Source organism: Actinoplanes sp. NPDC026670 (genome assembly GCF_040638175.1).
Lineage (GTDB): Bacteria > Actinomycetota > Actinomycetes > Mycobacteriales > Micromonosporaceae > Actinoplanes.
This window is the reverse complement of sequence record NZ_JBEZXU010000032.1, coordinates 29,353-56,095: the sequence shown is the minus strand read 5'-3', so window position 1 is coordinate 56,095 and position 26,743 is coordinate 29,353. Positions and strand designations below refer to the sequence as shown.

The 26,743-nt window shown below is 70.3% G+C and carries 23 protein-coding genes and 1 pseudogene; 16 read left to right on the top strand and 8 right to left on the bottom strand.

Annotated elements, in window-relative coordinates; genetic code table 11:
* The first annotated feature begins 78 nt into the window (after positions 1 to 78).
* The 11 genes from AB0E94_RS28685 (at position 79) to AB0E94_RS28635 (ending at position 13,789) form a co-directional block, all read left to right on the top strand.
* The gene (locus AB0E94_RS28685; RefSeq protein ID WP_360332095.1) at positions 79 to 573 is read left to right on the top strand and encodes a sigma-70 family RNA polymerase sigma factor; all 495 of its coding nucleotides are present in this window, start codon (positions 79 to 81) and stop codon (positions 571 to 573) included.
* Entirely contained in the window at positions 570 to 2,759 is a 2,190-nt protein-coding gene (locus tag AB0E94_RS28680) for a hypothetical protein (RefSeq protein WP_360332092.1), read from the top strand. The genes AB0E94_RS28685 and AB0E94_RS28680 overlap by 4 nt, the downstream gene beginning before the upstream one ends.
* Positions 2,760 to 2,804: 45 nt before the next feature.
* Positions 2,805 to 3,098 carry a WXG100 family type VII secretion target gene (locus AB0E94_RS28675; protein ID WP_360332089.1) on the top strand — a complete coding sequence of 98 codons (294 nt, stop codon included), beginning with the start codon at positions 2,805 to 2,807 and terminating at the stop codon, positions 3,096 to 3,098.
* An 89-nt stretch (positions 3,099 to 3,187) separates the two neighbouring features.
* Positions 3,188 to 7,540 carry an FtsK/SpoIIIE domain-containing protein gene (locus AB0E94_RS28670; RefSeq protein WP_360332086.1) on the top strand — a complete coding sequence of 1,451 codons (4,353 nt, stop codon included), beginning with the start codon at positions 3,188 to 3,190 and terminating at the stop codon, positions 7,538 to 7,540.
* Positions 7,541 to 7,901: 361 nt separating this feature from the next.
* A complete protein-coding gene (locus AB0E94_RS28665; protein ID WP_360332083.1) occupies positions 7,902 to 8,948 on the top strand; it encodes a hypothetical protein in 1,047 nt (348 codons plus the stop codon).
* Positions 8,945 to 9,949 (top strand): thymidylate synthase, encoded by a 1,005-nt coding sequence (locus AB0E94_RS28660; protein WP_360332080.1) that lies wholly within the window; start codon positions 8,945 to 8,947, stop codon positions 9,947 to 9,949. Before AB0E94_RS28665 ends, AB0E94_RS28660 begins: the two co-directional genes overlap by 4 nt.
* Positions 9,946 to 10,461: a nucleoside-diphosphate kinase gene (locus tag AB0E94_RS28655; RefSeq protein WP_360332078.1), complete on the top strand. Its 516-nt coding sequence runs from the start codon at positions 9,946 to 9,948 to the stop codon at positions 10,459 to 10,461. The genes AB0E94_RS28660 and AB0E94_RS28655 overlap by 4 nt, the downstream gene beginning before the upstream one ends.
* Positions 10,458 to 11,702 carry a hypothetical protein gene (locus AB0E94_RS28650; RefSeq protein ID WP_360332076.1) on the top strand — a complete coding sequence of 415 codons (1,245 nt, stop codon included), beginning with the start codon at positions 10,458 to 10,460 and terminating at the stop codon, positions 11,700 to 11,702. Before AB0E94_RS28655 ends, AB0E94_RS28650 begins: the two co-directional genes overlap by 4 nt.
* 26 nt (positions 11,703 to 11,728) lie before the next feature.
* Positions 11,729 to 12,367, top strand: a complete 639-nt coding sequence (locus tag AB0E94_RS28645; protein WP_360332074.1) for a 3'-5' exonuclease — start codon at positions 11,729 to 11,731, stop codon at positions 12,365 to 12,367.
* Positions 12,368 to 12,390: 23 nt separating this feature from the next.
* The gene (locus tag AB0E94_RS28640; protein WP_360332071.1) at positions 12,391 to 13,182 is read left to right on the top strand and encodes an aldo/keto reductase; all 792 of its coding nucleotides are present in this window, start codon (positions 12,391 to 12,393) and stop codon (positions 13,180 to 13,182) included.
* Between the two features lie 97 nt (positions 13,183 to 13,279).
* On the top strand, positions 13,280 to 13,789 hold the full coding sequence (locus tag AB0E94_RS28635) for a hypothetical protein (protein WP_360332068.1): 510 nt from the start codon (positions 13,280 to 13,282) through the stop codon (positions 13,787 to 13,789).
* A gap of 28 nt (positions 13,790 to 13,817) precedes the next feature.
* On the opposite strand, the gene AB0E94_RS28630 is transcribed toward AB0E94_RS28635, so the two are convergent.
* On the bottom strand, positions 13,818 to 14,693 hold the full coding sequence (locus tag AB0E94_RS28630; RefSeq protein WP_360332065.1) for an aminoglycoside phosphotransferase family protein: 876 nt from the start codon (positions 14,691 to 14,693) through the stop codon (positions 13,818 to 13,820).
* A 39-nt stretch (positions 14,694 to 14,732) separates the two neighbouring features.
* Entirely contained in the window at positions 14,733 to 16,034 is a 1,302-nt protein-coding gene (locus AB0E94_RS28625) for a hypothetical protein (RefSeq protein WP_360332062.1), read from the bottom strand.
* A 473-nt stretch (positions 16,035 to 16,507) separates the two neighbouring features.
* On the opposite strand from AB0E94_RS28625, the gene AB0E94_RS28620 reads away from it, so the two are divergent.
* On the top strand, positions 16,508 to 17,233 hold the full coding sequence (locus AB0E94_RS28620) for a GPP34 family phosphoprotein (RefSeq protein WP_360332059.1): 726 nt from the start codon (positions 16,508 to 16,510) through the stop codon (positions 17,231 to 17,233).
* A 129-nt stretch (positions 17,234 to 17,362) separates the two neighbouring features.
* Here AB0E94_RS28620 and AB0E94_RS28615 read toward each other — a convergent pair whose 3' ends face one another.
* Together AB0E94_RS28615 and AB0E94_RS28610 are read right to left on the bottom strand one after the other, a co-directional pair.
* The gene (locus AB0E94_RS28615; protein WP_360332056.1) at positions 17,363 to 17,980 is read right to left on the bottom strand and encodes a hypothetical protein; all 618 of its coding nucleotides are present in this window, start codon (positions 17,978 to 17,980) and stop codon (positions 17,363 to 17,365) included.
* Positions 17,977 to 18,264, bottom strand: a complete 288-nt coding sequence (locus AB0E94_RS28610; RefSeq protein ID WP_360332054.1) for a hypothetical protein — start codon at positions 18,262 to 18,264, stop codon at positions 17,977 to 17,979. The genes AB0E94_RS28615 and AB0E94_RS28610 overlap by 4 nt, the downstream gene beginning before the upstream one ends.
* Before the next feature lie 127 nt (positions 18,265 to 18,391).
* Between AB0E94_RS28610 and AB0E94_RS28605 the strand changes: the two genes are divergently transcribed.
* From AB0E94_RS28605 to AB0E94_RS28595, 3 genes are read left to right on the top strand one after another with little or no spacing between them, the layout of a single operon-like run.
* Entirely contained in the window at positions 18,392 to 19,390 is a 999-nt protein-coding gene (locus tag AB0E94_RS28605) for a hypothetical protein (RefSeq protein WP_360332051.1), read from the top strand.
* Positions 19,387 to 20,661 carry a hypothetical protein gene (locus AB0E94_RS28600; protein ID WP_360332048.1) on the top strand — a complete coding sequence of 425 codons (1,275 nt, stop codon included), beginning with the start codon at positions 19,387 to 19,389 and terminating at the stop codon, positions 20,659 to 20,661. The genes AB0E94_RS28605 and AB0E94_RS28600 overlap by 4 nt, the downstream gene beginning before the upstream one ends.
* A gap of 45 nt (positions 20,662 to 20,706) precedes the next feature.
* Positions 20,707 to 22,065 (top strand): ferredoxin reductase family protein, encoded by a 1,359-nt coding sequence (locus AB0E94_RS28595; RefSeq protein ID WP_360332045.1) that lies wholly within the window; start codon positions 20,707 to 20,709, stop codon positions 22,063 to 22,065.
* A 34-nt stretch (positions 22,066 to 22,099) separates the two neighbouring features.
* Here the strand turns inward: AB0E94_RS28595 and AB0E94_RS28590 are convergent, their stop codons facing one another.
* Positions 22,100 to 22,942: a hypothetical protein gene (locus tag AB0E94_RS28590; RefSeq protein WP_360332279.1), complete on the bottom strand. Its 843-nt coding sequence runs from the start codon at positions 22,940 to 22,942 to the stop codon at positions 22,100 to 22,102.
* A gap of 31 nt (positions 22,943 to 22,973) precedes the next feature.
* On the opposite strand from AB0E94_RS28590, the gene AB0E94_RS28585 reads away from it, so the two are divergent.
* Entirely contained in the window at positions 22,974 to 23,963 is a 990-nt protein-coding gene (locus tag AB0E94_RS28585; RefSeq protein WP_360332276.1) for a hypothetical protein, read from the top strand.
* Positions 23,964 to 24,311: 348 nt separating this feature from the next.
* On the opposite strand, the pseudogene AB0E94_RS28580 reads toward AB0E94_RS28585, so the two are convergent.
* The 3 genes and pseudogenes from AB0E94_RS28580 to AB0E94_RS28570 all read right to left on the bottom strand — a co-directional run.
* Positions 24,312 to 25,157 (bottom strand): annotated as a pseudogene (locus AB0E94_RS28580) (AAA family ATPase); the annotation flags it as partial.
* A 165-nt stretch (positions 25,158 to 25,322) separates the two neighbouring features.
* The gene (locus AB0E94_RS28575) at positions 25,323 to 26,099 is read right to left on the bottom strand and encodes a sulfite exporter TauE/SafE family protein (RefSeq protein ID WP_360332042.1); all 777 of its coding nucleotides are present in this window, start codon (positions 26,097 to 26,099) and stop codon (positions 25,323 to 25,325) included.
* Positions 26,100 to 26,165: 66 nt separating this feature from the next.
* Positions 26,166 to 26,738 carry a rhodanese-like domain-containing protein gene (locus tag AB0E94_RS28570; protein WP_360332273.1) on the bottom strand — a complete coding sequence of 191 codons (573 nt, stop codon included), beginning with the start codon at positions 26,736 to 26,738 and terminating at the stop codon, positions 26,166 to 26,168.
* Positions 26,739 to 26,743: the final 5 nt, after the last annotated feature.

The window sequence follows — 26,743 nt, the reverse complement described above, 5'->3', positions numbered from 1 at the left end:
ACGCCCGGCGTTGAAGCCCGCACGACCCGCCGCCTGACGGGTGTCCGCGGGCCGGACGATGTGGCGGATCAGGCCTACATGGATCTGGTGGATCGTTACGGGGAGGCGGTTCACGCCTACCTGCTGCGCCTGACCAGGAACCGGAATCTCGCGGAAGACGTTTACCAGGAGACGCTGCTGAAGGCCTGGCGTCACCGGCATGCTCTGGCCGGCCGGGACGGTTCGGTGCGGAGCTGGTTCTACACCGTCGCGCACAACGCCGCCGTGGACCAGCTGCGGGGGCGTCGTGCGCAGCCGGTGACCGGCGAGATCTGGGACAGCCTGCAGCGCCCGGTCCCGGACCACGCCGACGCGGTGGTGACCGCCGCCGCGCTGATGCCGGCGTTGCGGCGGCTGGCCGTCGAACATCGCGACGTGCTCTTCGAGCTCTACTACCGCCGCAGCACCGTGACCGAAGCAGCACGATCGATCGGCATCCCGCCGGGAACCGTCAAGTCCCGGGCGCACTATGCCGTACGGGCCCTGCGCGCCGAGCTGGTTCCGGCCGCAAGCGACTCGGAGACTCCGGCATGAGCAGGCGCTACACCACCGGATTCGACATTCTCGGCATGGACCGGGACCCGACCCCCGGCGATCCGGACCGCATCGATGACCTGGCCCGGTTCTACGAGGAGATCCGCGACGACGCCCAGACCGGCGTGCGGGTCCTCGGCCGCGGCGGGTCGCTGTCGAGAGCACGCGGCGAGTCCATGGAGAAGCTGCGCGACATGCTCGACAACCTGCCCCGCAAACTTCAGCAGACGGTCGTCTCCTTCGACGCGGCGGCGCAGGCCTATCGGACGTACGCCCGGGTGCTGCGCGACCAGCAGACCCGGATCGACACCGCGATGGATCAGGCCACCGAGGTCGTTGCCGCAGCGCGACGGACCCTGAAGACCGTACCGGCCGGGGCCACCCCGGAGCAGCTCGTGCAGGCGCGGGCTGAGGCTGACGGCATCGCCGGAGCCCGGGCTCAGCTCTCGGCCGCACGGCGACTCGCTGCCGACGCCCGGCGACTGCGGGAAGCGGCGTCCGCCAGGTGCAACCTGGAACTCGACGACGCGGCCGACAAGGCGATCAAGCCCCCGCCGCGGCGCAGATTTTTCCAGCGCATCGGTGACTTCTTCCGCAACAACCCGATCTTCCGGCTGATCATCGACATCGTGATCGCGGTCGTCGGGGTGGTCTTCCCCGTCGTCGGGATCGTGCTCGCCGCGGTCGCGCTGGTTGTCACCGTGGCGGTGCAGGCCGCGAACGGCAACTTCGAACTGGGAACACTGCTGGTCGGCCTGGTGACGCTCGTACCCGGCGCGAAGCTGATCGGGCCGTTCGTGCGGGGCGCCAAGTCGGTGGCGCCCGGCCTGGTCAAGACCGTCAGCAGCGGAGCCGAGGCGTTCGGGACGTTCGGCCGCAACAACACCGTCATCTCCGGAGCGCTCCGGTTCGGTGGCCGCGCCCCCACTCTGGGCAAGCAGCTGGTGGCCGACTTCGGCAAGGGTGTCGTGGAGGAGGTCGCCACCGTCGGCCTGAACAAGCTCGGCAACCCGAACAGCGAGGGCTTCAACGCCGCCTCGATCTTCGGTGGCGCTGCAGTCGGCGCAGCCGCCGGTGGCCTGTTCGAAGCCGGGGCCGACAGTTTCCGGAAGAACTCCGGCGACGTGGATCTCGACTTCCGTAAGGGTGACGGTCCGTTGTCGGCCGGCGGTGACTCCGTCCCCACCAGCTCGTCTGCAGATGTCGGCGGAAGTGGGACCGGTGACGTCGGACCCTCGACTGGAGACGGGGCCACCGGCGGCGCAGCACCGACCGGTGACAGTGGTCCACCCACGGACCGGACGGATACCCCGAGCCGTCCGGATCCCGTGGACCCGTCGCCTGCCGGGGACCGCACTGACCCCGAGCCGTCTGTACCGGCTCCGGCTCCGGTGGACGCGCCGCAGCCGTCGAGCGCCCCGGCCGTGAGCAGCCCGCCGGATCCGCCAGTGAACTCGCAGCCTGACTCCGTGGGAGTGCTGCCGGAAACCCCCACACCGGCCGCCGGCGCTGACGCCGACCGGACCGGACGGGATATCGAGACCGGGTCGGCTGCGCCGCAACAACCCCCGGCAGAGCCCGCTCCGGTCGCCTCAGCTCCGGCGGCCGGGCCGTCGCCGACTGGCTCGCCGACGCCGCCAGCACCCTCCAAACCCGCTGCCGGGGGAGAACCGCCGGACGATTCCGTACCTGTGGGCGGCGCGGAACCCAGCAGCGCCGGGTCGGATCAAATCCGGACCGACACACCTCCGGCCCCAGAGGATTCTGTGGCGGCCGAGTCGGCCGGGCCGCCGGAGCCGGTCCAGCCTGCACCGTCGGCCGTCCCGGCCCCGAGCGAAACGCCGAACCCCGGTGTGGACGGGAGCACCACCGGTCCGGACACGACTCGACCGCAGCCCGAGCCGGCTACCGCCAGCCCGGATGAGTCCACGTCTGCCGACGCCGATGCCGAGATCGACCCGGACAAAGCCCGTGAGGAACGCGCCGTCGAGGCGGCGACCGCCGCGATCTCCGGCGAGGCCAGCCGGGCAACCTCCGAAGCCATCGAAGAACGCCAAGGCGAGGAGCCCGACGACGAGACCGCCAAGGGCGAACTCAAATTCGGCTTCCTGCTCGACGAGGACCTCTCTCCGAACGACTCGTCTGCCGGCGACGACACCGGATTCACCAAGAGGGTCCGCCGGTAGGACCTTCCACCGGCGACCACCACCAGAGAACAAAGGAGTACCACCATGCCCGACTTCGCCGTCAACAGCGACGAGACCGCCCAGACCTCGGCGGCCCTGCTCAACGACTTCGCGCAGCTTCAGGACAAGCTCGTCGAGGTACGCGGCAAGGTCCAGAACCTGCTCGCCCAGGGCTACCGAACCCCGGCGGCCCAGCAGCGGTTCCAGCCGTTCTTCGACGAGTTCGCCAAGGGCTTCGACCAGGTCAACCAGGGCCTGCAGGGGATCGGCAACTACGTGCGGTCCGTCGGTGAGGCGTTCGCCTCCACCGACCAGGACCTCGGCTCCCGACTCGGCTGACACCGACCACCACAGACGACCCGGGTACGCCTGGCACGCCATGGGCGCGTCAGGCGTACCCATCTGGACAGGAAAGGAGAGGATCGTCCATGCGTCTCAACGTCAGCCTGGTCTCCGACGCCTCGCCGGCGGCGGAACCGCTGGTCGTGGACGCGGAGCCGGGCACTTCGGTGGGGGCGTTCGCCGCGGAGCTGGCCGATGCCGTCGGCTCCCGGCCCGGCACGCTGTTCCACGGCTCGACACCGCTGGATCCGCGGCTGTCGCTGGCTGAGGCTCGGCTGGGCGCCGGCGCTGAACTGGGCCTGAACCGGCCGGCGCGGTCGTCGGCCGCGCATGCCGGCGCGGTGGAGGTCCGGCTGGTCAGCGGGCCGGGCGCCGGCGGCATCGTGTTGCTGCCGCCAGGGGAGTACGAGATCGGTAGCGCGCCGACTTGCCGGGTACGGCTGGCCGGCGACGTGCCACCGGTCGCCGCCCGCCTGCTGGTCACCGTGGACCGTACGGTCGAGGTGACCGCCGTGGCGGCGACCCAGATGGACGGCGTCGCCCTGGACGGCGTCACGGAATGGCCGGCCGGCCGTCAGCTGGCGATCGGCGGGGTCCTTCTCGAGTTGGCCACCGGCGTGCCGGTGCGGGCGCCACTGACCCGCGCCTCGGACGGCTTCACGTGGGAGTTCAACCGCCCGCCACGGTTCTTCCCGCAGATCCCGGGTGGCAAGTTCCGGCTGCCGGTCGAGCCGGCGAAACCGGAGAAGAACCACTTCCCGCTGGTGACACTGCTGCTGACACCGGCGATCGGCGCTCTGGTCGGCATCCTCGCGACGGGTAACTGGCGGTTCATCTTCCTCGCGCTGGTCTCCCCGATCGGTGCGCTGCTGACCCAGTTCAGCACCAAACGCCGCGGCACGCAGACCTTCGCCGAGCAGATGCAGGAGCACGAGGAGAAACTCGCCCGGGTCCGGGCCGACATCGACGAGGCCGTCCTCGAGGAACAACGAGCCCGGCGGTACGCCTACCCGGACCCGGCGTTCACCGGACGCATCGCGACGCTGCCCGGAGAACGGCTGTGGGAGCGGCGGTGGCGTGACGACGACTTCCTCGCCCTGCGGGTCGGAACCTGCTCGATGCCGTCGACGGTCCGGGTGGAGGACCCGGCGCTCGACGAGCACCGCCGGATCACGGTCCCGGAGCTGGGACAGGTGCCGGTGGCCGTGGACGTGCGGGCCAGCGGTGTGGTCGGCGTGGCCGGAACCCGTCTCGCCAGGCTGGCGCCGTGGCTGGTGGCGCAGGCGGCGGTGCTGCACAGCCCGGACGACCTGCGGATCTGTGTGCTCACCGACACCGCCGGCGAGAGCCGCTGGTCGTGGCTGCGGTGGCTGCCGCATGCCCGGGCCGACGGCGAGGAGGCGTACGTGCGTGTCGGCACCAGCGCCGAGTCGGTGTCGCGGCGCATCGCCGAGCTGAACCGGATGATCGCCGCCCGTTCGGCCGTCGACCGGTCGAACGGGGCCGAGCGTGGTCCCGCCGCCGGCGAGCCGGACGTGCTGGTCGTCTTCGACGGCGCGCGACGGCTGCGGTCGATGCCGGGCGCCGTCACCCTGCTACGGGACGGGCCGGCGGTCGGCGTCCACATCCTGTGCCTGGAGCCGGAGGAGCGGCTGCTGCCGGAGGAGTGCCGTGCGGTGGTGGTCTCCCATGAGGACGGCGTCTCGCTGCGCACCGCGACGGCAGGGCTGGTCACGGGCATCCGTGCCGACGAGCCGGACGCCGGGTGGTACGAGCGGGCGGCCCGGCGGATGGCGCCGCTGGGTGTCTCCGGTGACGGCGACGAGACGGTGCTGCCGGCGTCGGCGCGGCTGCTCGACGTTCTCGACCTGGAACCGCCGACCGCGGAGCAGATCGCCGCGGGCTGGGCGGTGCGGCCGCGCAGCACCGAGGCGGTCCTCGGTGTGGGGATGGACGGCCGGTTCGCCATCGATCTGGTACGCGACGGGCCGCACGCCCTGATCGCGGGCACCACCGGCGCCGGCAAGTCGGAACTGTTGCAGACCCTGGTGGCGACGCTGGCGGTGGCGAACCGGCCGGACGAGATGACCTTCGTGCTGGTCGACTACAAGGGCGGCAGCGCCTTCGCCGAGTGCGAGCAGCTGCCGCACACCGTCGGTATGGTGACCGACCTGGACACCCACCTGGTCGAGCGGGCCTTGACCTCACTGGGTGCCGAGTTGCGCCGCCGTGAGCACGTGCTCGCCGCCGCCGGGGCCTCCGACATCGTCCGCTACCAGGAACGGCGGGCCCGCGACGCGAGCATGCCGCCGATGCCGCGGCTGGTCCTGGTGATCGACGAGTTCGCGTCGATGGTGCGTGAGCTGCCGGACTTCGTCACCGGCCTGGTCAACATCGCCCAGCGCGGCCGGTCGCTCGGCATTCACCTGGTTCTGGCCACGCAGCGGCCGTCCGGCGCGGTGACCCCGGACATCCGCGCCAACACCAACCTGCGGATCGCGCTGCGCACCACCGACCAGGGCGAAAGCCGCGACATCATCGACGCTCCCGACGCCGGTGAGCTGTCACCGCGCACACCGGGTCGCGCCTACGCCCGATTGGGGTACGCCGCACTGCTGCCGTTCCAGGCCGGCCGGATCGGCGGGAAACGGCCGGTGGTCGGTGAACGTGCCGACGAGGTGCGTGTCGAGGTGGTGCCGGTGAACTGGGCCCGGCTGGGCGACCCGGTGCCGGCCCGCCAGGTGCAGGCTGCCTCCTCCGGCGGCCCGGCCGACACCGATCTGAAAGAACTCGTCGCGGCGATCGTCGCGGCCACCGAACGCCTCGGCGTGCCCCGCCAGCCGAGCCCGTGGCTGCCGGCACTCACCGAGGTCGCCCAGTGGGCCGATCTGCCCCAGCCGCACGCCGCCGCTGTTACGGGTGACGTCGGTGCGGTCGCCTACGGCATCGTCGACCTGCCCGCGTCGCAGAGCCGCGAGCCGTTGCTGTTCGACGCCGACCGTACCGGCCATGTGTTCTTCATCGGGTCCGGCCGCAGTGGCCGCTCCCAGGCGTTGCGAACCCTGGCGGCCGCGCTGGCCGTCCGGCACTCCAGCGCCGACGTGCACCTGTACGCCGTCGACTGCGGCAACGGGGCGCTGCTGCCGCTGGCCGGGCTGCCGCATTGCGGGGCGGTGGTGGACCGGCTGCAGACCGAACGCCTGGACCGGATGCTGACCTGGCTGAACAGCGAGCTGACCCGCCGGCAGTCGCTGTTCGGGGAGCAGGGCGTCGCCGACCTGACCGAACAGCGCCGCGGTGTCTCGGCGAACCAGCGGCTGCCGCACGTGGTGCTGATGGTCGACCGGTTCGAAGTCTTCGAACGTGACTTCGCGACCTACGACAACGGCAGCTACCTCGACCGGCTGACCCGGCTGCTGCGTGACGGCGCCGGGGTCGGGATCCATGCCGTACTGGCCGGTGACAAGGTGCTCGGCTCGGGCCGGTTCGCCGGCGCGACCGAGGACAAGCTGGTGCTGCGCCTCAACGACCGCAGCGACTACTCGCTGCTCGGCCTGAATCAGCGGGAGGTCCCGCCGGAGTTGGCACCGGGGCGAGCCATCCGGCTGGCCGACCACGCGGAGGTCCAGATCGCGGTCCTCGGCCCGGACGTCAGCGGGCAGGGGCAGGCGGCGGCGATCACCGCCGGGGCCAGGCAGATCACCGACCGGGACGCCGGCGTTCCGGCCGAAGCCCGGCCGCGCCGGTTCGCGGCGCTACCGGACCTGATCGGGTACGCCGAGATACGCCGGATGCTGCCGGCGACCGGCCGACCGCTGACCGCGACCGTCGGAGTGGGCGGCGACGAGGTGGTCCCGCTCGGCCCGGACTTCGTCGACATCCCGACCTTCGCGATCGGCGGACCGCCCCGCTCGGGCCGCAGCACCGCGCTTCTGGCGGTGGCCCGGACCCTGCTGGCCAACGGCACCGGCCTGCTCGTGGTGGCGCCGCGCCGCTCGCCGCTGCGTGACCTGGCCGGGCAGCCGGGCGTGGCAGCTGTGGTGACCGACGCGGGGATCGCGGCGGCCGACTTCCGCAAGCTGCTGAAGAGCCTTCCGGAGGACACCGGGGCGGTGGTGATCGACGACGCCGAACTGATGACCCAGTCCGACATCGACGGTGACCTGAACATGCTGGCCCGTGGGGCGGCCGGCAACGGCTGGGGTCTGGCGGTCGCCGGTAACGCCGAGGCGCTGAGCCTGGGGATGGCCGGCTGGCTGACCCAGCTCAAACGCAACCGGTCCGGTCTGCTGATCGCCCCGCAGACCATCACCGACGGTGAGCTGATCGGGTTGCGCATCCCGCGCGGCATCGTGGGCCAGGCCGCCCAGCCCGGCCGGGCCTACCTGCACCTGGGCGACGGCACCCTGACCGCGGTACAGGTGCCGAAGGCAGACTGAAACCGAACGGATCCGGTGGCACCGAGGTGGTGCCACCGGATCCGTTGTCTGCCGAGTCAGAAGTCAGCAGTCCAGGAAGCGGGAACCCCGACCGTTCATGGTGTAAGGGAACGCCGTCACCCACCCAAAGTGTGGTCCTTCGACCAGGTCCGCAGCGTTGAGGCGGGCTATGACGGTTCTCCCGGTCGCCTGGTGGTCGCCTGAATACACCCACGGTGGGGTGCCAGCTGAGGTCTCACCTGGGCCCTTTCGGCCGTGGTGAGCGGCGCGTGATTGTCGGGCTACGTACTTGTTCCGGCAGGAGGCGCCGATGACCATCTCCTCTTCCACGATCCGCCGACGAACGGCGTCGCCTTCCGTTGTGAGGCGGATCGGCTACAGCGCATGGGGCTTCCTGAGCGATGGAGTCCTGGACACTCCGGACGGGGCGCGTGCCTACCGCCGTGCGGTGATCGACGCGCTCCAAGACGCCGGGAACGAGATCGTGCTGCTGCAGACCGACCGGGACCGGTGGGAGGCAGGCGTCGACCTGGACGACCGATACCGGTTCGCCGCCGGGCTGCCGGAGCTGGATGCGGTGGTGTTCGAGTGGCGGTGGCCGCTGCCGGGCCGCAACACCACCGACTGCGGAACGTCAGGTCACACCTGCGACCTGCACCGGCAGCAGGAGCTGATCGAGCACTACACGACCGGCCTGGCCACGCCGACGGTGATCTGGGACATGGACCGGCGGCTGCCTGCCGATGACCCGCTGCGGACACGGGCGAACGTGCGCGTCGGCGAGTACGCGTTTCGCCTGACGCCGGGTGCGATCACGCTGGCCTGCCCAGTTCCCGACACGCTGCTCGATCAGGCCGACCCGTATCGGCTTGCCGCAGCGCAGCGGCCGATCCCACTGGTGTACGTCGGGAACCAGTACGGCCGCGACGACGCGTTCGACCGATTCTTCGCGCCGGCCGCCGCACAGGTGACCCACCGGGTAGCCGGGAAGTGGACCGACACCGGGCCGTGGCCGCACGTGAACTTCACCGGCCGCTGCCGTTTCGACGAGGTCGCCGCCATCCACCGCGGCGCACTGGCGACGGTATTGGTGCTGCCGGAACGCTATCGGACGGTCGGGCATCAGACGTCACGGCTGTTCGAGTCCGTGACCCAGGGTTGCCTGCCGTTGACCCCGGCCGACACGGTGGCCGCCGACCGGTTCACACCACCGGAGTTGCATGTCCGCGACGGCGGCGAGGTCGTCGAGAAGCTGCATTGGCTGCAGTCGATCGCCGGGACGCCGGCCCACCGGGATCTGATCCGCGCGTGCCTGCGCCTGTTGGAGCCGTACCGGCTCAGCACCCAGATCGCGGTCCTGCTCGACACCCTGCACACGCTCGGCGCGCCGGTAAGGAGATCGCGATGACGCTCACCCCGGCGACGTTCGACACCTTCGGCGAGGCTTACGTGGCGGTGCTGCGCCGCATTCACGATCAGCCGGTGTACGACACCCGAGGCCGCGGCAAGGACGCCATCGAGGTCCCGAACATCAGCTTCCGGCTCACCGACCCGGTATGCCGGTCGCCGTACCTGGCCGCCCGGCGGGCGAACATCGTCTTCAACCACGCCGAGGCCTTGTGGTACCTGTCCGGGCGCGACGACCTGGACATGATCGGCTACTACGCGCCGCGGCTGGAGAAGCTGTCCGCCGACGGCCTCCGGCTGACCGGCACCGCCTATGGGCCGCGCCTGTTCGGCGCTGACGGAACCGATGGCCGGTCGCAGTTCGACCGGGTCATCGACCTGCTACGACACGACCCGGACAGTAAACGTGCCGCCATGCTCGTCATGCGGCCCGACGAGCTGATCGATTCCGGGAACCCGGATGTCGCCTGCACCCTCGGGCTGCAGTTCCTGCTGCGCGGCGGTCAACTGCACGCGACCACCTACATGCGCGGCAACGACGCCGTCATCGGCCTGCTGTGCGACACCTTTTCGTTCACCATGATCCAGGAACTGGCCGCCCGTCGTCTCGGTGTCGAGGTCGGCACCTACACCCACCACGTCGGGTCGATGCACATCAACGTCCTCGACATGGCCAAGGTCGAGGCGATCCTGGCCGAAGCCGACCGTACACCGGCTCCGATGTTCCCCCTCTCGCCGATGCCGGACACCTCGCCGGAGGAGTTGGCCACCGTGTTGTGGTGGGAGCAGGCTCTCCGGGCGGGCGGCACCACGTTGACTGCCGAGGCCGCTACCCGGGTTCCGGTGTCCGGCTACTGGCGGCAGGTCCTGCTGCTGTTCGAGGCCTACCGGCAGATCCGGGAGACCGGTGACCCGGTCACCGCCGACATCACCGCAGCCCTGACCGCCGGCGACCGGTGGCTGATGGCAGCCCGCTGGCCCGACCGGATCGGCGCGCCGTGAACCCCGACGGCTGGCGCTGGTGGACGGTCATCCTGCTCAAACCCGACTGCCTCGCCCGTGACCTGCTCGGCCCGGTCCTGACCGCCGTCGAACAGGAACTCCAGGTGGTCGACGTCTGCTGCGTCTTCCCCACCGAGGAACAGATCTTCACCCACTACGCCGACATCCTGCCGCTGTCCACACAGCTCGGCCGGGATGTGCCCGCCGAACTGCGGCGCATCTACGTCGGCCGGCAGGCCGCCGTAGCCCTCGCCTACGGAATCGACGCCGCGCCACGGCTGCGCCGGCTGCTCGGCCCCACCGACCCGGCCGCCGCCGGACCGGACACCATCCGCGGCCGGTTCGCCGCCGACAGCCTCGAGAAGGCGATGGCCGAAGGCCGCCTGATCGACAACCTCATCCACAGCTCCGACAGCACCGAGGTCGTGCCCCGCGACTTCGGCATCTGGTACAGCCCGGCCAAGAAACACCTGCTCCGCGCCCCGCACCCCTCGAACGGAGAATCTCGATGACCATCATCCCGGACCTCGACGTCGGCCCGAGAACGCTGCGCTTCATGCCGGACGCGCTGAAGGCCGGCCTGGATCCGTACATGGCGCAGTACGTCGGCTACCGCAAGAGCGGCCTGTCGCTCAACCACATCATCGGCTGCCCGCTGGACTGCGGATACTGCGTACGCCACTTCTGGGGCAACTTCGACGTCAAACAGCCCCAACTGCTCGTCCCTACCGAGCAGGCGATCGAGGACCTGATCAGTCACGAGGCGTTCCAGCCGCACGTCACCCCGATCCAGCTGTTCAACAAGGCAACCGACCCGTTCCTGCCCGGCGTCAAACCGCACCTGTTCCAGGTCCTGAACAGTCTCGACGCGCGCGGCTACACCAACCACGTCCTGATCATCACCCGGTTCAAGGTCACCGCCGACGACATGGCCACCCTCGAACAGTTGGCCCATCTGCGGGTCACGCTGCTGTTCACCTACTCGGGGATCACCGACCCGCGGATCGAGCCGATCGCCAAGACCGCCACCACCGTCACCTCGATCCGCACCGCCGCCCAGCACCGCAAGCGCACCGGCGTGATCCTCTACTGGCGGCCGATCACCCCTGGCTGGAACGACGACGACCAGACCATGGCCCACGTCCTGGACATCGGCCGCGACGTCGACGCGATCGTCTTCACCGGCCTCTACCACAAGGCCGAGAACGCCGCCTACCTGCAAGAACAAGGCGTCACCGTCCCGTACGGCGAAGACGAGTTCCACCGCCGCAAGACCATGCCGTACGACCTGGACGCCCGCGTCGTCGCAGCGTGGCGTGCCTCCGGCATCACCACACCGCTGTTCCGCAAGACCTCCTGCGGCGTCGCCTACGCCCACCAGGCCCCTGACTACAACGGCCACTGGGGCGTACGGGAAATCTGCGACATCTGCCCTCTCGACCAGCAGCAACGCTGCGCCGACGCCTACCGCCCACCGACCGGGTCCGACATGCGCGAGGTCCTCGACCGATTCGGGTACGACAGTGACTTCCTCATCGAGGACGGCCACGTCTGGACCCACGGCCTCGGCGAACAACGCCGCTACGCTCTGCAGCACACCCTGCAGTTCCAGATCTGGGAACTCGACCAGCCGCACTTCCTGCACGCCCACGGCCGATCACTGACCGGCCACGGCGCACCCGAGGAGCAGGCTGACGCGTTCGACCAGGTGAGGGCCCGGTTCGCGCACGCGGCCCGCTTCAACGACGAGTGATCCATCCGTACGGCGTAGGCGGTGACATGGCAGCAACCTGGCGGGAGGCGACCAACCTGGTCGCCCTCGACCTCGAAGGCAGCGGCGCCCAGGACGGCGACCACGAAGCCATCCTGGAGATCGCCGCCGTCCGCCTGATCGCCGGCCGCCCCGACGTGGCCACCGCCTACACCACCCTGATCGACCCCGGCCGGCCGATCCCCGCCCGGCCCTGGATCTCACCCGGCCTCGCCGGCACCGCCCTGTCCAGAGCACCTGACCTCGACACGGTCGAACCGCAGCTGGCACGCCGGCTCGGCGGCACCTACCTGGTCGGGCACAACATCGGCGTCGACTGGCGGCTGCTGCACCGCCGCTGCCCCTCGATCAGCATCGCCGGGCTCATCGACACCCACCGCCTCGCCAAGACACTGCCTTCCACCGGCAAGAACAGCCTCACCGACCTGCTCGCCCGTCACCGGCTGACCGACACCGTGACGGCTGCGGCGCCAGCCAGCCGGCCTCACCGTGCCCTCTGGGACACCGTCGGTGCGGCGATCCTGCTCGACACCCTGATCCAGCAACGCTGGGCCGGTGATCCCAGCCTGGACGAACTCCTCGCCGTCGCCGGACCACCGGCTCCGAAGACCGTCCCGGAGGCGCAGGCAACGCTTTTCGACTTTTGACCCCGCCGAGAGGAGACCGCCTGATGGACCCCTCCACCGTCACCATCGGCGGCGACATGCCCGTGCGCCGCATCGGCTACGGCACCATGCAGCTCACCGGCCCCGGACACTGGGGACCACCCGCCGACACCCGCAACGCCCTCCGGATCCTGCGCCATGCCGTCCACGACCTCGGCATCGACCACCTCGACACCGCCGACGCTTACGGACCCCACACCGTCGAGGAACTCATCCGCCAGGCTCTACACCCGTACCCGGACCACCTGATCATCGCCACCAAGGGCGGCATGTTCCGACCCGGACCCAACCAGTGGACACCCTGCGGACGGCCCGCATACCTGCGCCAATGCGTTGAGCTCAGCCTCCGCCGCCTCGCCCTCGACCGCATCGACCTGTATTACCTGCACCGCATTGACCCGACCGTCCCCCTGGCCGACCAACTCGGCGCCCTTGATGACCTCCGCAAGGAGGGCAAGATCCGCCACCTCGGCCTCTCCAAGGTCACCGCCGACCAGATCGACCAGGCTCGCGGCTACACCACCATCGCTGCCGTGCAGAACCAGCACAGCGTCGACACCGATGACCCTGCTCTCGCATATGCCGAGCGGCACGGACTCGCCTACGTCGCCCACCAGCCATTTCGGGCAGATCCGACCTTCAGTGGGGCATCTCCGGACGGCCGTGCGGAGCGGACCGAGCATGTCCTCCGCGCCCTGCTCCAACGGTCCGCGGCCCTGATCACCATCCCCGGCACTTCCTCTCATCGACACCTGGAGGAGAACAGCTCCATGATCAGCGCAGGCTTCGGGTCGTGAACCGGGCACTTCCCGCGAACAGCTTCATTCGCATCCCGGTCCGTACCGGTTGGCCCGGCCGTTCTCGCCTCGCGCCCCGCAACCGCCGATCTATTGCGTGGGGCAGGATGGCAGGGTGCTTATCGTGCGAGCGACCAGGAAGCTGCTCGATCTCGTCGGCCCGCCAGACATCGAGCCGGCCGACGAGGACACGACTGAGCTTGGCCCGTGGTACGCCACAGTGCTGCCGTGGCGGCCACGAGTGGCTCTGCTCGTCAGCGAGACGACGCTCCTGCCGATCCTGACACCGTTGACGCCCGCCGCCAGCTGGCCGACCAGGATCGCTGCGGCAGTCGCTCCGGTTCTGGACGCGCACGGCGTACCGATCAGCTTCATCGAGAACGAGGTACGGCAGATGGATGACCGTCGTCTCGCCACCACCGCCAGCCGCAGCATCGTCGGCGTCATGAACGACTACGTCGGTCTTGCCAAGGCCCACCGCGATCACGGCGATGAGCTGAGCCTCCTCGATCTGTCGCTGCGCCTGTCCAGAACGCCTTTCCGCCCGCTGTACAACCGCAACGTCAGCCCGGACCGCGAACTCGCCGCCATGACAGGTCCGGGTTGAGTCCTTCGCTGGACCACGGAGCGGGCCCCTACAAGATGCTCCAGGCGGTCAATTCCTGCAGGTCTTCGCGGAGACCGGCGATGCGGTGGTGGACTTCGGCCGCGGCAGGGCTGCCGGGCGCCGACTTGCGGGCGTTGGTGGCGATCATCTGGAGCTCGCGGAGCAGGCAGAGATCCTCGAAGTGGTCCCAACTGCGAGGGTCGCGTCCGTACGCGGTGACGAAGTCGCCGAAGTCGTGACTGCCGAACCGGCGGCAGTGCACGGCCACGGTGGCGATGTCCCACATGCGGGGTCCGGTGGAGGCGCTGTCCCAGTCGGCCAGCACGGGGGTGCCGTCGTCGCGCCGCAGCGCGTTTCGGACCTGAGGGTCGGACTGGATCAGGCCACTACCGAACGGCATAGCCGTCTCCCAGACCGGCGCGAGGTCCCCGAGGCGACGAACCAGCAGATCACGATCGTCGCCGTCAAGGATCGCGGAGGCATCGACCGAACGGCGTACTCCCGTGACCGGATCGAGGGCGGTCGGCACGCCTGCCGGCGGCAGGGGCAGGGCGTGCAGGCTGCGAAGCAGGAGACCGAGTTCCGCAGTGGTGATCGGCCGCGCGGCGGAGGCGTCGAGTCGCTGCCACACGGTGACCGGGTACCCGTCGATGTGCAGCGGTTGCTGGATTCCGGGATGCAGCGGGACGGTCGGAAAGTCCTGGTCCTGCAGCCATTCCACGAGATCGACGACGCGCCGTATCCGGTCGAGCGGGATCGCAGGTGGGGAGATCTTGACCACCACGTCGCTCACGGCGTACACCGCGTTCGTGTGGTGCCGCAGTAGAACTGCCTGATCAGGGGCGCGGTCGATGAGTTTGCAGACCTTGTCGAGTACCGGTCGGGTCCGTTCCTCGACGAACATGGACGCTCCTGACGGCCGGGGACGGTGTCCTTACCCGACTCAGGGTAGAGCCGCCCTCCTGCCGCACTCGCGGAGGTAGTCATCCAACTCGGCGACGGGGCCCTGCCGTTGATCGGCAGGGACGACCGCGACGACGTCGCGCGCCCGGGACAAGACGATCTCGGTGCGTTGCGGCTCGGGCAGACACGCGACAGCCTCGCGTGCCACGGCAGCTGCTTCACCGGTCCGGTGTTCACGGGCCAGGCACATCGATCGGTCCATCTGGATGAGTGCTGGATCGATCGCCGGAACCGGGCTGGCCCGGTACAGCGCGAGCGCCTCGTCCTGAAGGTGGTAGGCGGCTGGCAGGTCACCTGCCCAAACGGCGGTCCCGGACAGGTAGAACAGCAGTCTTCGTGCCGGGAATTCGAAGGCCGCATGGGTGTCCGTCTCGCCGGCCTGGTCGAACAGGTGACGTGCCTGCACCATCGCGATCCTCGCCTGCTCGGTGGCACCGATGCGGGCCAGCGCCCGAGCGCGGGCGGCCGCGGCCAGAGCGGTCAGCGGGCACGGCGTCGCGGACAGCGCGAGCGCCTGTTCGGCCAGGGCGACGGTCTGCCGCGGGTCGCCGAAGTAGTAGGGCAGCATCGCGGCATGCGTCCGGACCAGCACCCGCAGCCGGGTCTGGCCGCTGTCGTCCGAGGCTACGGCCGCCGTGCGGTACCAGAGCCGGGCATGGGTGGCGTCGCCCAACCGGAGCAGCGCATCGGCGGACAAAGCCGCCAGCAACGCCGCGGCAGCCGACAGCCGGGCCTGGACCGTAGCGGGTTGTCTCCGCCGCGACAGCGTGAGGACTTCAGTGCACTCGGCGGCGATGTCCTGAAGCACCGTCAACGGCGGGGACGACAGGTAGCCCCGGACGTGATCATGGGTCGCCTCTTCGATCATCTCCAGCTGATTCGCGGTCACCGTCGAGGAGGCCAGCGCCTCGTCCAGTTGGGCGCGCAGCGCTGCGAGGCCGCTTGCAGGAGCGTCGGGCTCGGCGGGCGTCGCTGGTGTGGGTTCGTGGCCCAGGCCCATGACGGCTCGGGGGATGCGCAGGCCGACGGCGACCCGTTCGAGGACCTCGTACGCGGTGACCTGCCGCAGATTCCTGGCGATCTCGGCGGCCCGGTTCGGGGAGATGCCGACCAGCCCGCCGATCGCGCCGTACGAGACCCCGCGGGCGTGCAGAAACCGGAAGATGGCCGTGACGTCGCGTCGCTCCAGGAAGTCGCGGATCGGCCGGCCTTCCCAGAAACCCGACACCCACCAGCCCGGGTCGATCTCGACGCGCACCGGCACCCCTCCCGCCGTCACCATGCGTGATGCGTACGCCCTGTAGGTCAGGGCATCGACCCAGCGTGGCATCGAAATCCGATGATCTCAACGATGTCGGGGCGGTTCACCCACCGTGGGAACCCACGGTGAGGTCGCACCATCGGGCGACGCCGCACCTACTGCTCCCGCATTCAGTCGGCCGCCGCGTGGTGGGGTCCCTGGTGCACCCCCAGCATGGTCCTTCCGGCCGTACCAACGGCACGGGATCGTCGATTCGCGCTGCCGTGATCACCGACGTCACCCGAAGACGTCCGGGCTGGTCAGCAGCGCACCAGTAAGGCCCCGAGACGCAGGTGGCGGGTGATGCGGCGTAGGCCCCCTGTACACGCCGGCAGGCATTGTCACCACGCGTCTCGGGGCCGCCCATCGACCCGAGGAGTTAGCCGTGCACACCACGACACCCCACTTTCTCGAACTCGCCAGCGGCCACCCGCAGCGGTAGACGGGATCCGCTCATGACGAACATCGACACCACCTACACCGGCAACCTCGGGCCGGTTCGGGGCCGGCATGCCGTGGCCACATCGTGGCAAACCGGTCAGCGGCGGCCGACCTGGCCGCTGGTCGCTGACGACCTGTTCCGACTCGCCCACCGCGACCACGACGGCCGGCCACTTCTCGATGAGCACGTCACCGGTCTGGGCTTGGCCGCCGCGCTGCTGGCCGAGCTGGTGCTGGCACGCAGGCTCGCGCTGCCGGGCGGACAGGTGATCATCGTGGACGCGGAGCCGCCGATCGACGCGCTCGCGCACACGGTCCTGGACCGGCTGGCTGCCGAACACGCCGCCCTACCAGTATGGACCTGGCTTGCCTACCTCGCCCAGACCGCCCACCAGGACGTCGCCAACAGGCTCACCCGGGCCGGACACCTACGCAAGACGACCGAGCGACGACTGCTCGGGCGGCGGGTACGCTACGTGCCGACCGACATGAACACCGCCGCTTGGCCCTGGGCCCGCCTCTCCGGCCGCCTGCAGACAGGCCAACCCTTGGACGGGTTCGACACCGTCCTCGGCGGCCTGATCCTCGTCACCGACCTGTACCGCAGCGTGTTGCTCGGCCCCGCCGCAGACCTGGAAGCCGGGCTGCGCGCTGCCGTCGCCGATGCTCCGGCCCCGGTGCGGGAGCTGGTGGCTCACACCGAGGCCGCCGTCGGGGACGCGATCATCACCCGCCGCTGATCCATCCTGCCGGACGACCCGCAGCGGCTCGCTGTCATCACCGGCCGATTCCATCCTCCGTTCGCCGATCTTGAACAGAAACGTGGCCCGACCTCGCACCCAGCGGGGAGGGCTCACAAGTAAATCTCGTTAGGGCCGGGTCGTTGATGCGAACTGCAGGGTGCCGGTGATGGCGTCGAAGACGTCGTACAGTGCGTCGGCGAGCGGCAGGTTCGGGCTCATCCCGGTCACCACGAGGTAGGACCCCGGCTGACCCGGCACCGGGACGATGGTGTGCATGGCGACCATCACCACCGACGTGGTGTCGGTCAGTTCGACGATCTCTGTCCCGGTGATCCGGGCGACCGGGCCGATGCCAGCAAGGGTCGTCGAGGTGACGGTCCGGTCGCCGTGGCCGTCGGCCAGTGCCGGGCGCGACACCTGCTGGGCGATGTCGGCGACCGACAGCGGGGTCCCGTCCGGGACGGTGACGCCGAACACCGCGACGAACGCCATCAGCAGCCCGCCGTCGTCGTCGCGGGCGATCATGCCGGCCGCGGAGGCGGCGCCCTGACGGCGTGCCGCTCGCAGCAGTCGCCGGGCCTGGCGCATCGCGTCGTCGACCGCCTCGCGCTGTTCGGGAGTGGTCGCCGCGGCTCGCAGTTCCTGCTGTTGCCGGCTGAGGTCCTGGTTGGCCAGGTCGTAGTCGAGCCAGCCGTCCGGTACCTCGAACGTGAACGATCCGGGGGTGTGCACGGGCGCGGTCACCGGCCACCACCGAGGCTGGCGCCGCCCTGTTCGTCGACCTTGGTGAAGGTGTCGAGGATCAGGTCGATCGCCTCGATGATGTCGTCGCACTCGTTGCGCAGCTGCTTGCGGCCGGCGTCCCAGCGGTCTTCGAAGTTCTCCGCGGCCTCCCGGACCGGGGGACCGACGGTCTGGTTGAAGTCGGCGGCGCTGCGTTTGACGTTGATGGTCCGCAGCACCTGGCGCATCGCGTCGGCTGCCTGTTGAAGATCCTCACCCGGGATCACGATGTCAGATCTGGCCATGCGCCCGTCACGACCCAGAACCCGTAACGGTTCGATGAATGTGACCTGAGACACATTCATCGAACCGGGTGGGCGGTCCGGTCGTGAAGTCCGCATCTGTCGACCCGATCGAAACGGAGGTGTCATCGTGGCCCGGACCCCGGCCCGCGCGATGGCCGCCCCACTCGCCGCGGCTCTGCTGCTCATGACGGGCTGCGCCGGCGCCGAGCCTGCCGCGCCGGCGGCGGCACCGGTTCTTGCCGGCGGTGAGATCCAGCTGGTCGACGCACCGGCGTCGAGCGCCGGCCTGACCGGCGACGGCCGTGCCGACGAACCGGCACCGGCGGCCACGACGCAATCCCCGACACCCGCACCGTCGACCGCGGCCGCCGACGCTGCGGCGCCGGCCAAGTGGGTCCAGCTCTCCGTCAACCAGGCGGCCATCGGGGCCACGGTGACCGACGTGACCGGATTCAGTCTGTACAGCTTCGCCAAGGACTCCGCCGACCCGCCCGCCTCGCAGTGCACCGGTGAATGCGCTACGAGCTGGCCCCCGGTGCTGATTCAGCCCGGCGGCCGGGTCTTCGTCGACGGGATGCAGACCGACGACGTCGGCGCCGTCCGCCGCCCGGACGGCGGCGTCCAGGTCACCATCGGCGGCCGCCCCGCCTACCGCTTCAGCGGCGACACCGTCCCCGGCGAGCTCAACGGACAGGGCGCCGACGGGACCTGGTTCGCGTTCGCGGCCGACGGCAAGCCGATCGACGCGCTGATCAGCACGGCCGAACTGAAGGCCGCAAAACCCGACCGCACCGGCACGCTGACCGCCAAGGACGGCAAGGACGGACCGATCGTGGTCGACGACGACGGCGCGACCCTGTACCGGTTCGACGGCGACGACACCGACCCGCCGGCCAGCAACTGCAAGGGCACCTGCGCTGTGCTGTGGCAGCCCGTGGTCGCCAAGAGCGGCGGCAAGGTGAAGCTCAAGGGCATCGACGAGGACCGGGTCTGGTGGCTGAGCCGCAAGGACGGCACCAAACACGTCACCCTCGACGGGTCGCCGCTCTACCGCAACGTCGCGGACTCCAGCACCGACACGATCATCGCCAGCGCCGCTGTGCAGGGCTGGACGGCCGCCCGATGATCCGTCGCCTCGTCCTGCTGCTCGCCGTCGTTCTCGTGTCAGCCCTGGCCGTGCCGGCGGCTGCCGTCGCCGCCCCGGACGACGTGGTCAAGGTCGCCGTCGTGCGTACCGCCGCACAGAACGGCGGCCGGCCCGACTCGCTGGCCCAGATCGCCCAGCGAACCCTCGGCGACCCGGCCCGCGCCACCGAGATCCTCGACCTCAACCGGGCCCGCCCGCAGAGCGACGGCAGCGCCCTCACCGACTCCGGCGAGCTGCGTCCCGGATGGATCCTGCTGCTGCCCGCCGACGCGACAGGCCCCGACGTCCGTCTAGGCCGGGTCGCCGCGACCCCGGGCGGCAGCGACACTCCACTGCTGAACACGCAGGTCACGGCCGCACTCATCGGTGCGGTGGTCCTGGCGCTGCTCGCCCTGCTGGTGATCTTCCGCCGCCGGATCATCGGCGGGGTCCGCAGCCGGTACCGCGCCTATGCCGACAATGCCCGCTGGCACCGCCAGATCCAGGAGCGCATGCAGGCACGCGCCCGGCTGGCCGCCGAGTTCGCCGCCGATCAGAGCCGCCCGGCACTGGCCTGGCAGGCCTCCGCCGAACTGACCGCAGCCCAGGTCGAGACCTACGCCCTGCGCGTGGACGCGACCGCGGTGACCGCCTGGGTCACCGCCGACCACGCTCCCCGCTGGCCGTGGCAGGCCGAGACCGACGGTGTGTGGACACGTCCGGCCGACCTTCCCACGGCCCGGCCCACCCGGGGCGACGGCGTCACGCCGTGCCTGGTCCGGGTCGGCGGCGAGGACGGCACCCTGTTCGTGGACCTCACCTGGCTCGACGGCGTGCTGTCGATCGGTGGTTCGGCAGGTGTCGCCATCGACGTCCTGGCGAACCTGCTCGCGGACCTGACCCGATTCCGTTCCGACCTGCCGGTGTTCTCCGTCCCCGGCCTCGGCGGCGAACCTCCGGGCGTTCCGCAGACCGCGGTGCGGCTGCGTTCGGTCACCGACCTGCGTGTGGCCGGCTCCGCGCCCGGCACCGACGACGGCATGGTGCGCCTCGCCGCCCGCCGAGGAACCCTGACCTCGGTGGCGGTGATCGCCGAGATCCCTACCGACGAGCAAGCCGCACACCTGCTGGCCGCCTGCGGACCGGGCACCGGCCAGGTCGCGATCGTCCTCGGCGACCTCCCGGGCGCCCGCTGGCGGTGGCACGCGGAAGCAGACGGCAAGGTCCGCCTGCCGGAGATCGGTCTGACGGTCACCGCACCGTCCCGCTAAGCCTCGACCCGCCGGTCCGTACGGACCGATTCAGGAAGGTTCCCGATGTCGACCACCACCACCCTCCCGGCCAGGAACACACCCGTCCGGCGGACCGGCCAGGCCCGGGCCGCCTACCTGCTGGTCTGGACGTTCCTGCTGGCCAACCTGGTGATCCTGCAGGTCATGTTCGCCAACCCCAGCCGACCCGCGCACAACACCCTGACCTCGATCGGCCGGTTCTTCGGCCTGTACCTGGGCTTCGTCCTGGTGGTGCAACTGCTGCTGATCGGCCGGGTGCCGTTCCTGGAACGGCGCATCGGCATGGACAAACTCACCAACTGGCACCGCTGGACCGGGTTCGCGATCTTCTGGCTGGTCATTGCGCACCCGACGTTCGTGCTGCTCGGCTACTCCCAGTTGGACCGGATCCCGTTTCTCGCCGAGATCCCGAACCTGGCCAAACAGATGCCGGTCCTGCTCGGCATGATCGCCGCAGCCCTCATTTTCGTCATGGCGATCAGTTCGGTACGGATGGCCCGCCGCCGGATGTCGTATGAGGCCTGGCACGCCACCCACCTGGTGGTGTACGTGATGATCGTGCTCGCCGTGATCCACCAGATCTACGAGGGCAGCTCGATCGCCTCCACCCCGATCACGCAGGCGTACTGGTGGGCGCTCTGGGCCTTCGCGATCGGTTCACTGCTGACCAACCGGCTGTTCGTGCCGCTGGTCCGCAACGCCCGGCACCGGCTGCGGGTGGTCGCGGTGGTCCCGGAGACCGACTCCGCCGTGTCGGTCTACGTGGGCGGCCGGAACCTGGACCGGCTGCGTGCCCGGCCAGGCCAGTTCTTCTGGTGGCGTTTCCCCGGGCACACCTCCTGGTGGCAGGTCAACCCGTGGTCGCTGTCCGCGGCGCCCGACGGCCGCACCCTGCGGCTGACCGCGAAAGCGATCGGCTCGACCAGCGCGGGACTGCGGCAACTTCCGGTCGGCACCAAGGTGTACGCCGAAGGGCCCTACGGCGCCCTGACGACCGCCGGCCGTACCCGGGAGAACACCCTGCTGATCGCCGGTGGCATCGGCATCACCCCGATCCGGGCGCTGCTGGAGGACCCCGACCTGACCGGTGACGTCGTGGTCCTCTACCGGGCCCGGACACCCGCCGACGCCGTCCTTGCCGGTGAACTGCGCAATCTCGTACAGGCTCGCGGCGCCCGCCTGCATCTGCTGACCGGCCGCACCACCGACGGCAACCAGCCGTTCAGCCCGGAGAGCCTGCGCGGCCTGGTACCCGACATCGCCGAACGTGACGTCTACCTGTGCGGGCCGGCCGCGATGGCCACGACCGTGCAGCGCAGCCTCCGCGCGCTGCGGGTGCCGGCCCGTCAGCGACACATCGAAGCGTTCCGGCTCGGAGTCTGAGGGGGCGTGCCGTTCCCGATGTCAGGGCACGGCATCAAGGGAGTTGTTCGAGCAGGCGGGTGACGTGCCGCTGGACCATTGCGAAGCCGAACCGCTGTGCGGTCTTCTCCGCTTCGGCCGCCATGGCACGTGCCCGACCGGGCTCGGCTCCGGAGAGTGCCTGAGCGTAGGCGAGGTGGGTGCGGGCGACGAACAGCGGCGCCCGCAGACGACGGTTGACGGTCAGGGCAAGCTCGTACGCGGCGGCCGCCTCCTGAGTACGGCCCAGGGTTGCCAACGCGCGGCCCAGCCCGTGTGCGATGGCGCCCTCCGTGCTGGCGCCGGTGCTGGCAACCTGGTCCTGCCATCGGCTCAGGACCGGCACGAGCCGGGAAGCATGCTCGGGCAGGTCGAGCGTATGGCAGACCTCGGCCCACAGCATCAGGGCCGTCGACCAGAACTGGGGCGCTCCGCAGGCGGAGATGTCGAAGGCGCCGATGAGCGCACGGGCCTCCGTTTCCCTGCCGAGTTCGCACCGCACGTAAGCGAGGGCAGCGTGGAAGACCTGCAGCGCCGGGTTCGCCTGGAGGACCTCCTCGATGGCACCGGCCGTCTCGGCGAGGCGGTCCTGGGCACGGCGGATCTGAAAGATCTGGCCGGCGTAGCCGTAGAACGCCTCCGGTTGTCCGGAGGCGACACCGAGTTCGAAGCCGTCCTGGGCGACGGACTCGGCCCCGTCCAGGTCGCCGTCCATGAACAGGTGCATCGACTGGGTCTGCGAGGTGGTCCAACGGACGAACGGTTCCGGGCTGTCCCTGGCGAAGGACTCCAGGACCAGCCTCTCCCGATTGATGGCGTCGCGATCGCCGAGCTGGAGGTCGACCTCGTGCTGGGACATCGCGAGTACGCCGCGCAGCCTTGCGTCGCCGGTGGATATCGCGGCGGCCAAACCTTCGGGCAACAACCCGGGACCGGGGCCGGAGAGCGTCGGGGGTGCGCAGCGCGCTCTGGGCCAGGCTCACCACCTCCGCGATGATGCGGGCCTCGCCGGTCGCACGGGCGAGCTCCATCGCCCGCGTGGCCACCGGTTCGACCTCTTCGTCGGGCGCGCCGTGCAGCTCGATGGCGAGGATCGCGTGCAGAAGCGAACCCTCGGGTCCGCCGGGCCGCACCGTGATCGCGCGGCGCAGAACCTCGACCCGCTCGTCGTCGATCGACCCGAACCCGCTGACGTCGCCGCGATTGTTGGCCAGCGCCGCGCGTACGAGAAGATCGTCGAGGTGAAGTTCGATCGCGAGATGGCCGGCTTCCAGCAGCGTCTCGCGGTGAGCGGGGTCGCCGGTCTGGCGTTGAGCGGTTCCGAGCCCGACAAGGATCTCGCACCGCTGTGTCACGTGTTCGGCCGGGAGCAGGGCCAGCGCCTGCCGGAACCAGGTGCACGCGTCGTCGGGAGCCAGGCTCGACAACGCGTAGTCGCCGGCCCGGCGGGCGTACTCGGCGGCCTTGTCCCGGTTACGTGGCGTGATGGCATGAATCCAGTGATGGGCGATCTCGGCGGCCCGCACGGCCGCGTCGGCGAACTGCCGCTCCAGAGCCACCGCGACCGCCTGGTGGGTGAACGCGCGCAGAGTGGGGCTCAGTTCGGCGTACAGCGTGTGGGCCACGATCGCATGCGTGAACGCGAACCGGCCGGCCGCGTCGATGACCAGCGCGTTGTCCACCGCCGGTGCGAGCCGTTCGAAGGTACGCATCGGATCTTCGCCGAGGAGCTCGCAGAGCAGCCCGAGGTCGAACTCCCGGCCGATGACCGCCGCGGTGTCCAGTGCCTTGCGCGAGTCCGTCCCGAGCAGCTGAACGCGCCGGCCCACCACCTCCCGGACGCTGACCGGCAGACCCTGACTACCCAGATGGGTCGGTGAGATCCACCGCCCGTCCGTTTGCCGTTTGATCGCACCCGTCTCGGCGAGGTGCCGCAGGATCTCGGTGACGAAGAACGGGTTGCCTTCGGTCTCGGCCTGCAGCAGATCCCGAAGAGCCAGCCCATCACGGTCCATCTCGTGGCCGGCGACCGTTTCCAGCAGCCCGAGGACCTCGCCGTCGTCCAAGCCGCGCAAAGCCAGCCGGACGGCGCCCGGCTCCCGGTGGGTCGCGGCCAGCAGCGTGCGCAGCGGGTGCGACGCGTCGATGTCGGACTCCCGGAACGTCGCGATCACCAGCACCGGCGTGGTCAGGGCCCGTTCGACCAGATGACGCAGCAGGCTGAGAGTCTGCGCGTCGGCCCAATGCAGATCATCGAGTACGACCAGCGCGGCGCTGCCGTGGGCGGCGACGGCGCCGAGCACGTCCAGGACCGAGTTGTAGAGCGCGAACCGGGCCGAGTCCGACTCCAGATCCTGTGTGCTCGAAGAACCGCCCAGCAGCGGTGCGAGGGGGTCGCGGTGTTGACCGACGAGGCCGGGCTTCTCTCGGTCGAGATTCGTCAGTACCTCCCGCCACGGCTGGTAGGGGATCGACAGTTCCTCGTCGCACCGCCCGTACAGCACGGTCGCGTCGGGCCGGGATCTGGCGAACACCGAACACAGCGTCGTCTTACCGATTCCCGCCTCACCGCTCACCAGGACCACACGACGCTGACCAGCGGCGATCATCTCCTTCCACGCGTCGGCGAGTACCGCGCGCTCGCGGTCACGGCCCGCGAACCCCAGCCCGGTCGACGTCGCGAGCCGGGCCGGCAGGGCGGCGTCCGGAAGCGGCGCGGCCTCGGCAACCCCCTGCCGGACGGTGCCGACGAACTGGTAGCCACGGCGATACAGGGTCCGTACCAGCCGTTGTTCCCGCCCGGCGTCACCGAGCGCCACCCGGATACCGCGCATCACCGTGGTGACGGCGGCGTCGGTCACGAAGCGGTCGCCCCACACGGTGTCGAGCAGTTCGTCCTTCGAGACGACCCGATCACGATGCAGAACCAGGTGGACGAGCACGTCGAACGCCCGGGGCTCGAGCGGGACACGCCTGCCCGCGAGCCGAAGTTCGTATAGAGAGGTGTCGAGCTCGAACCCGTCGAAACGGTACGGAGCTGCTTCCACCGCACGGACGATATCATCCACGATCATCCGGGTCCGCTGCGCGGCGTACGGCGTACACCCCTTGACTCTGTTCGATCCCGACGGACATTCCGCGACCGAAATCCATCACGCTCCACAGTCGGCTGGTGGGCGGGGTGGACCCCTCCGTGCGTACCCCTGGGGTGTTGAAGGGTTGGGGTTTGACGTTGGTGGTCAGCCGGCGGCTGGGTTGATGGTCGCCTGGATGGCGACCAGTGCGGCGACGGCGAAGACGAGCCAGGCGAAGGCGCGGTGCAGTCGCCCGGTGGGCAGCCGGCCGGCGATACGGCCGGCGGCGAGGGATCCGGTGACGGCGGCGAGGGTGAACGCCGTGGTGATGCGGTAGTCGAGGGTCGTGTCTCCGGCGTGGGCGGCGAATCCCGCGGCTGAGTTGACCACGATGATGACCAGCGAGGTGGCGACGGCGGCGGGCATGGACAGCCCGAGCAGCAGCACGAGGGCGGGAATGATCAGGAAGCCGCCACCGACACCGAACAGGCCGGTGAGGAACCCGACGCCCAACCCGGCGGCGACGGATTTCGGAAGACAGCCACGCCAGTTGACACCTCCGCTGGGCAGGGCGCAGTCTCCGCCGGAGTCGTTGGTCCCGGACAGCATCCGCCATCCGGCGACTGCCATCAGCGCCGCGAACCCGGCCAGAACGAGGCGGGGATCGAGCAGCCTGTTGACGGCTGCGCCGGCGAACGCCGCGGCGGCGCCCGTGCCGCCGACGATCCCGGCGATGCGCCACCGCACCAGCCCGGCCCGCAGTCGTGGGACCAGAGCGGTGGCCGACGAGATGCCCACCACCAGCAAGGACGTGGGTACAGCCGCCGCGAGGGTCAGGCCGGCGCCGTAGACCAGGGCGGGGACGGCCAGGATCGAGCCGCCACCGCCGAGCAGCCCGAGCAGGACCCCGATGAGCGAGCCGAACCCGATCGCGGCGATCACGACCGGCCCCGGCCCGGAGAACTGCCGGGAACCTTCCGGACGCGGTTGGCATACCGGGGCACCGGGCTACTGCCGCTCGCCGGTCAGGGCGGTGACGACCTGCTCGAGGCCGGTGCGCGGGCCACGGTTGTAGGGCAACTTGGCCAGCAGCATGCCCATCGCGCACGTGTTGGTCAGCGCCGCGACCGCCAGGCCCGCACCGAGCAGCGCGGCCGCCCACTTGACCGGCTCGACCGGGACGCTGGCCAGGACGGCGAGGAGGACCAGGCTGCCGGTGACCAGGCGGACCTGTCGTTCCAGGTCCCAGCGGGGGGTTCCGGCGGTGACCGGCGCCTGGAGGGTCTGCCAGGCGGTGATCCCGCCGGTGAGTACCCGCAGGTTCGGCAGGCCGGCTTCGGTCAGGGCCTGTTCGGCCTGGGCGGCGCGTTGCCCGGAGCGGCAGACCAGGACGACCTGCTCGTCGAGGTGGGCGCGCAGTTCGTCGCGGTGCTCGCGTAGCAGGTCCAGGGGCACGTTGTAGGAGCCGGGGATGTGTGCTGTCGCGAATTCGGCCGGGGTGCGCACGTCGATCAGCCGCGGTGGGTGGCCGGTGGCGAGCAGGTGTTGCAGAGCGGGGGCGTCGAGGGCGGCTGGTGGCATGGTCA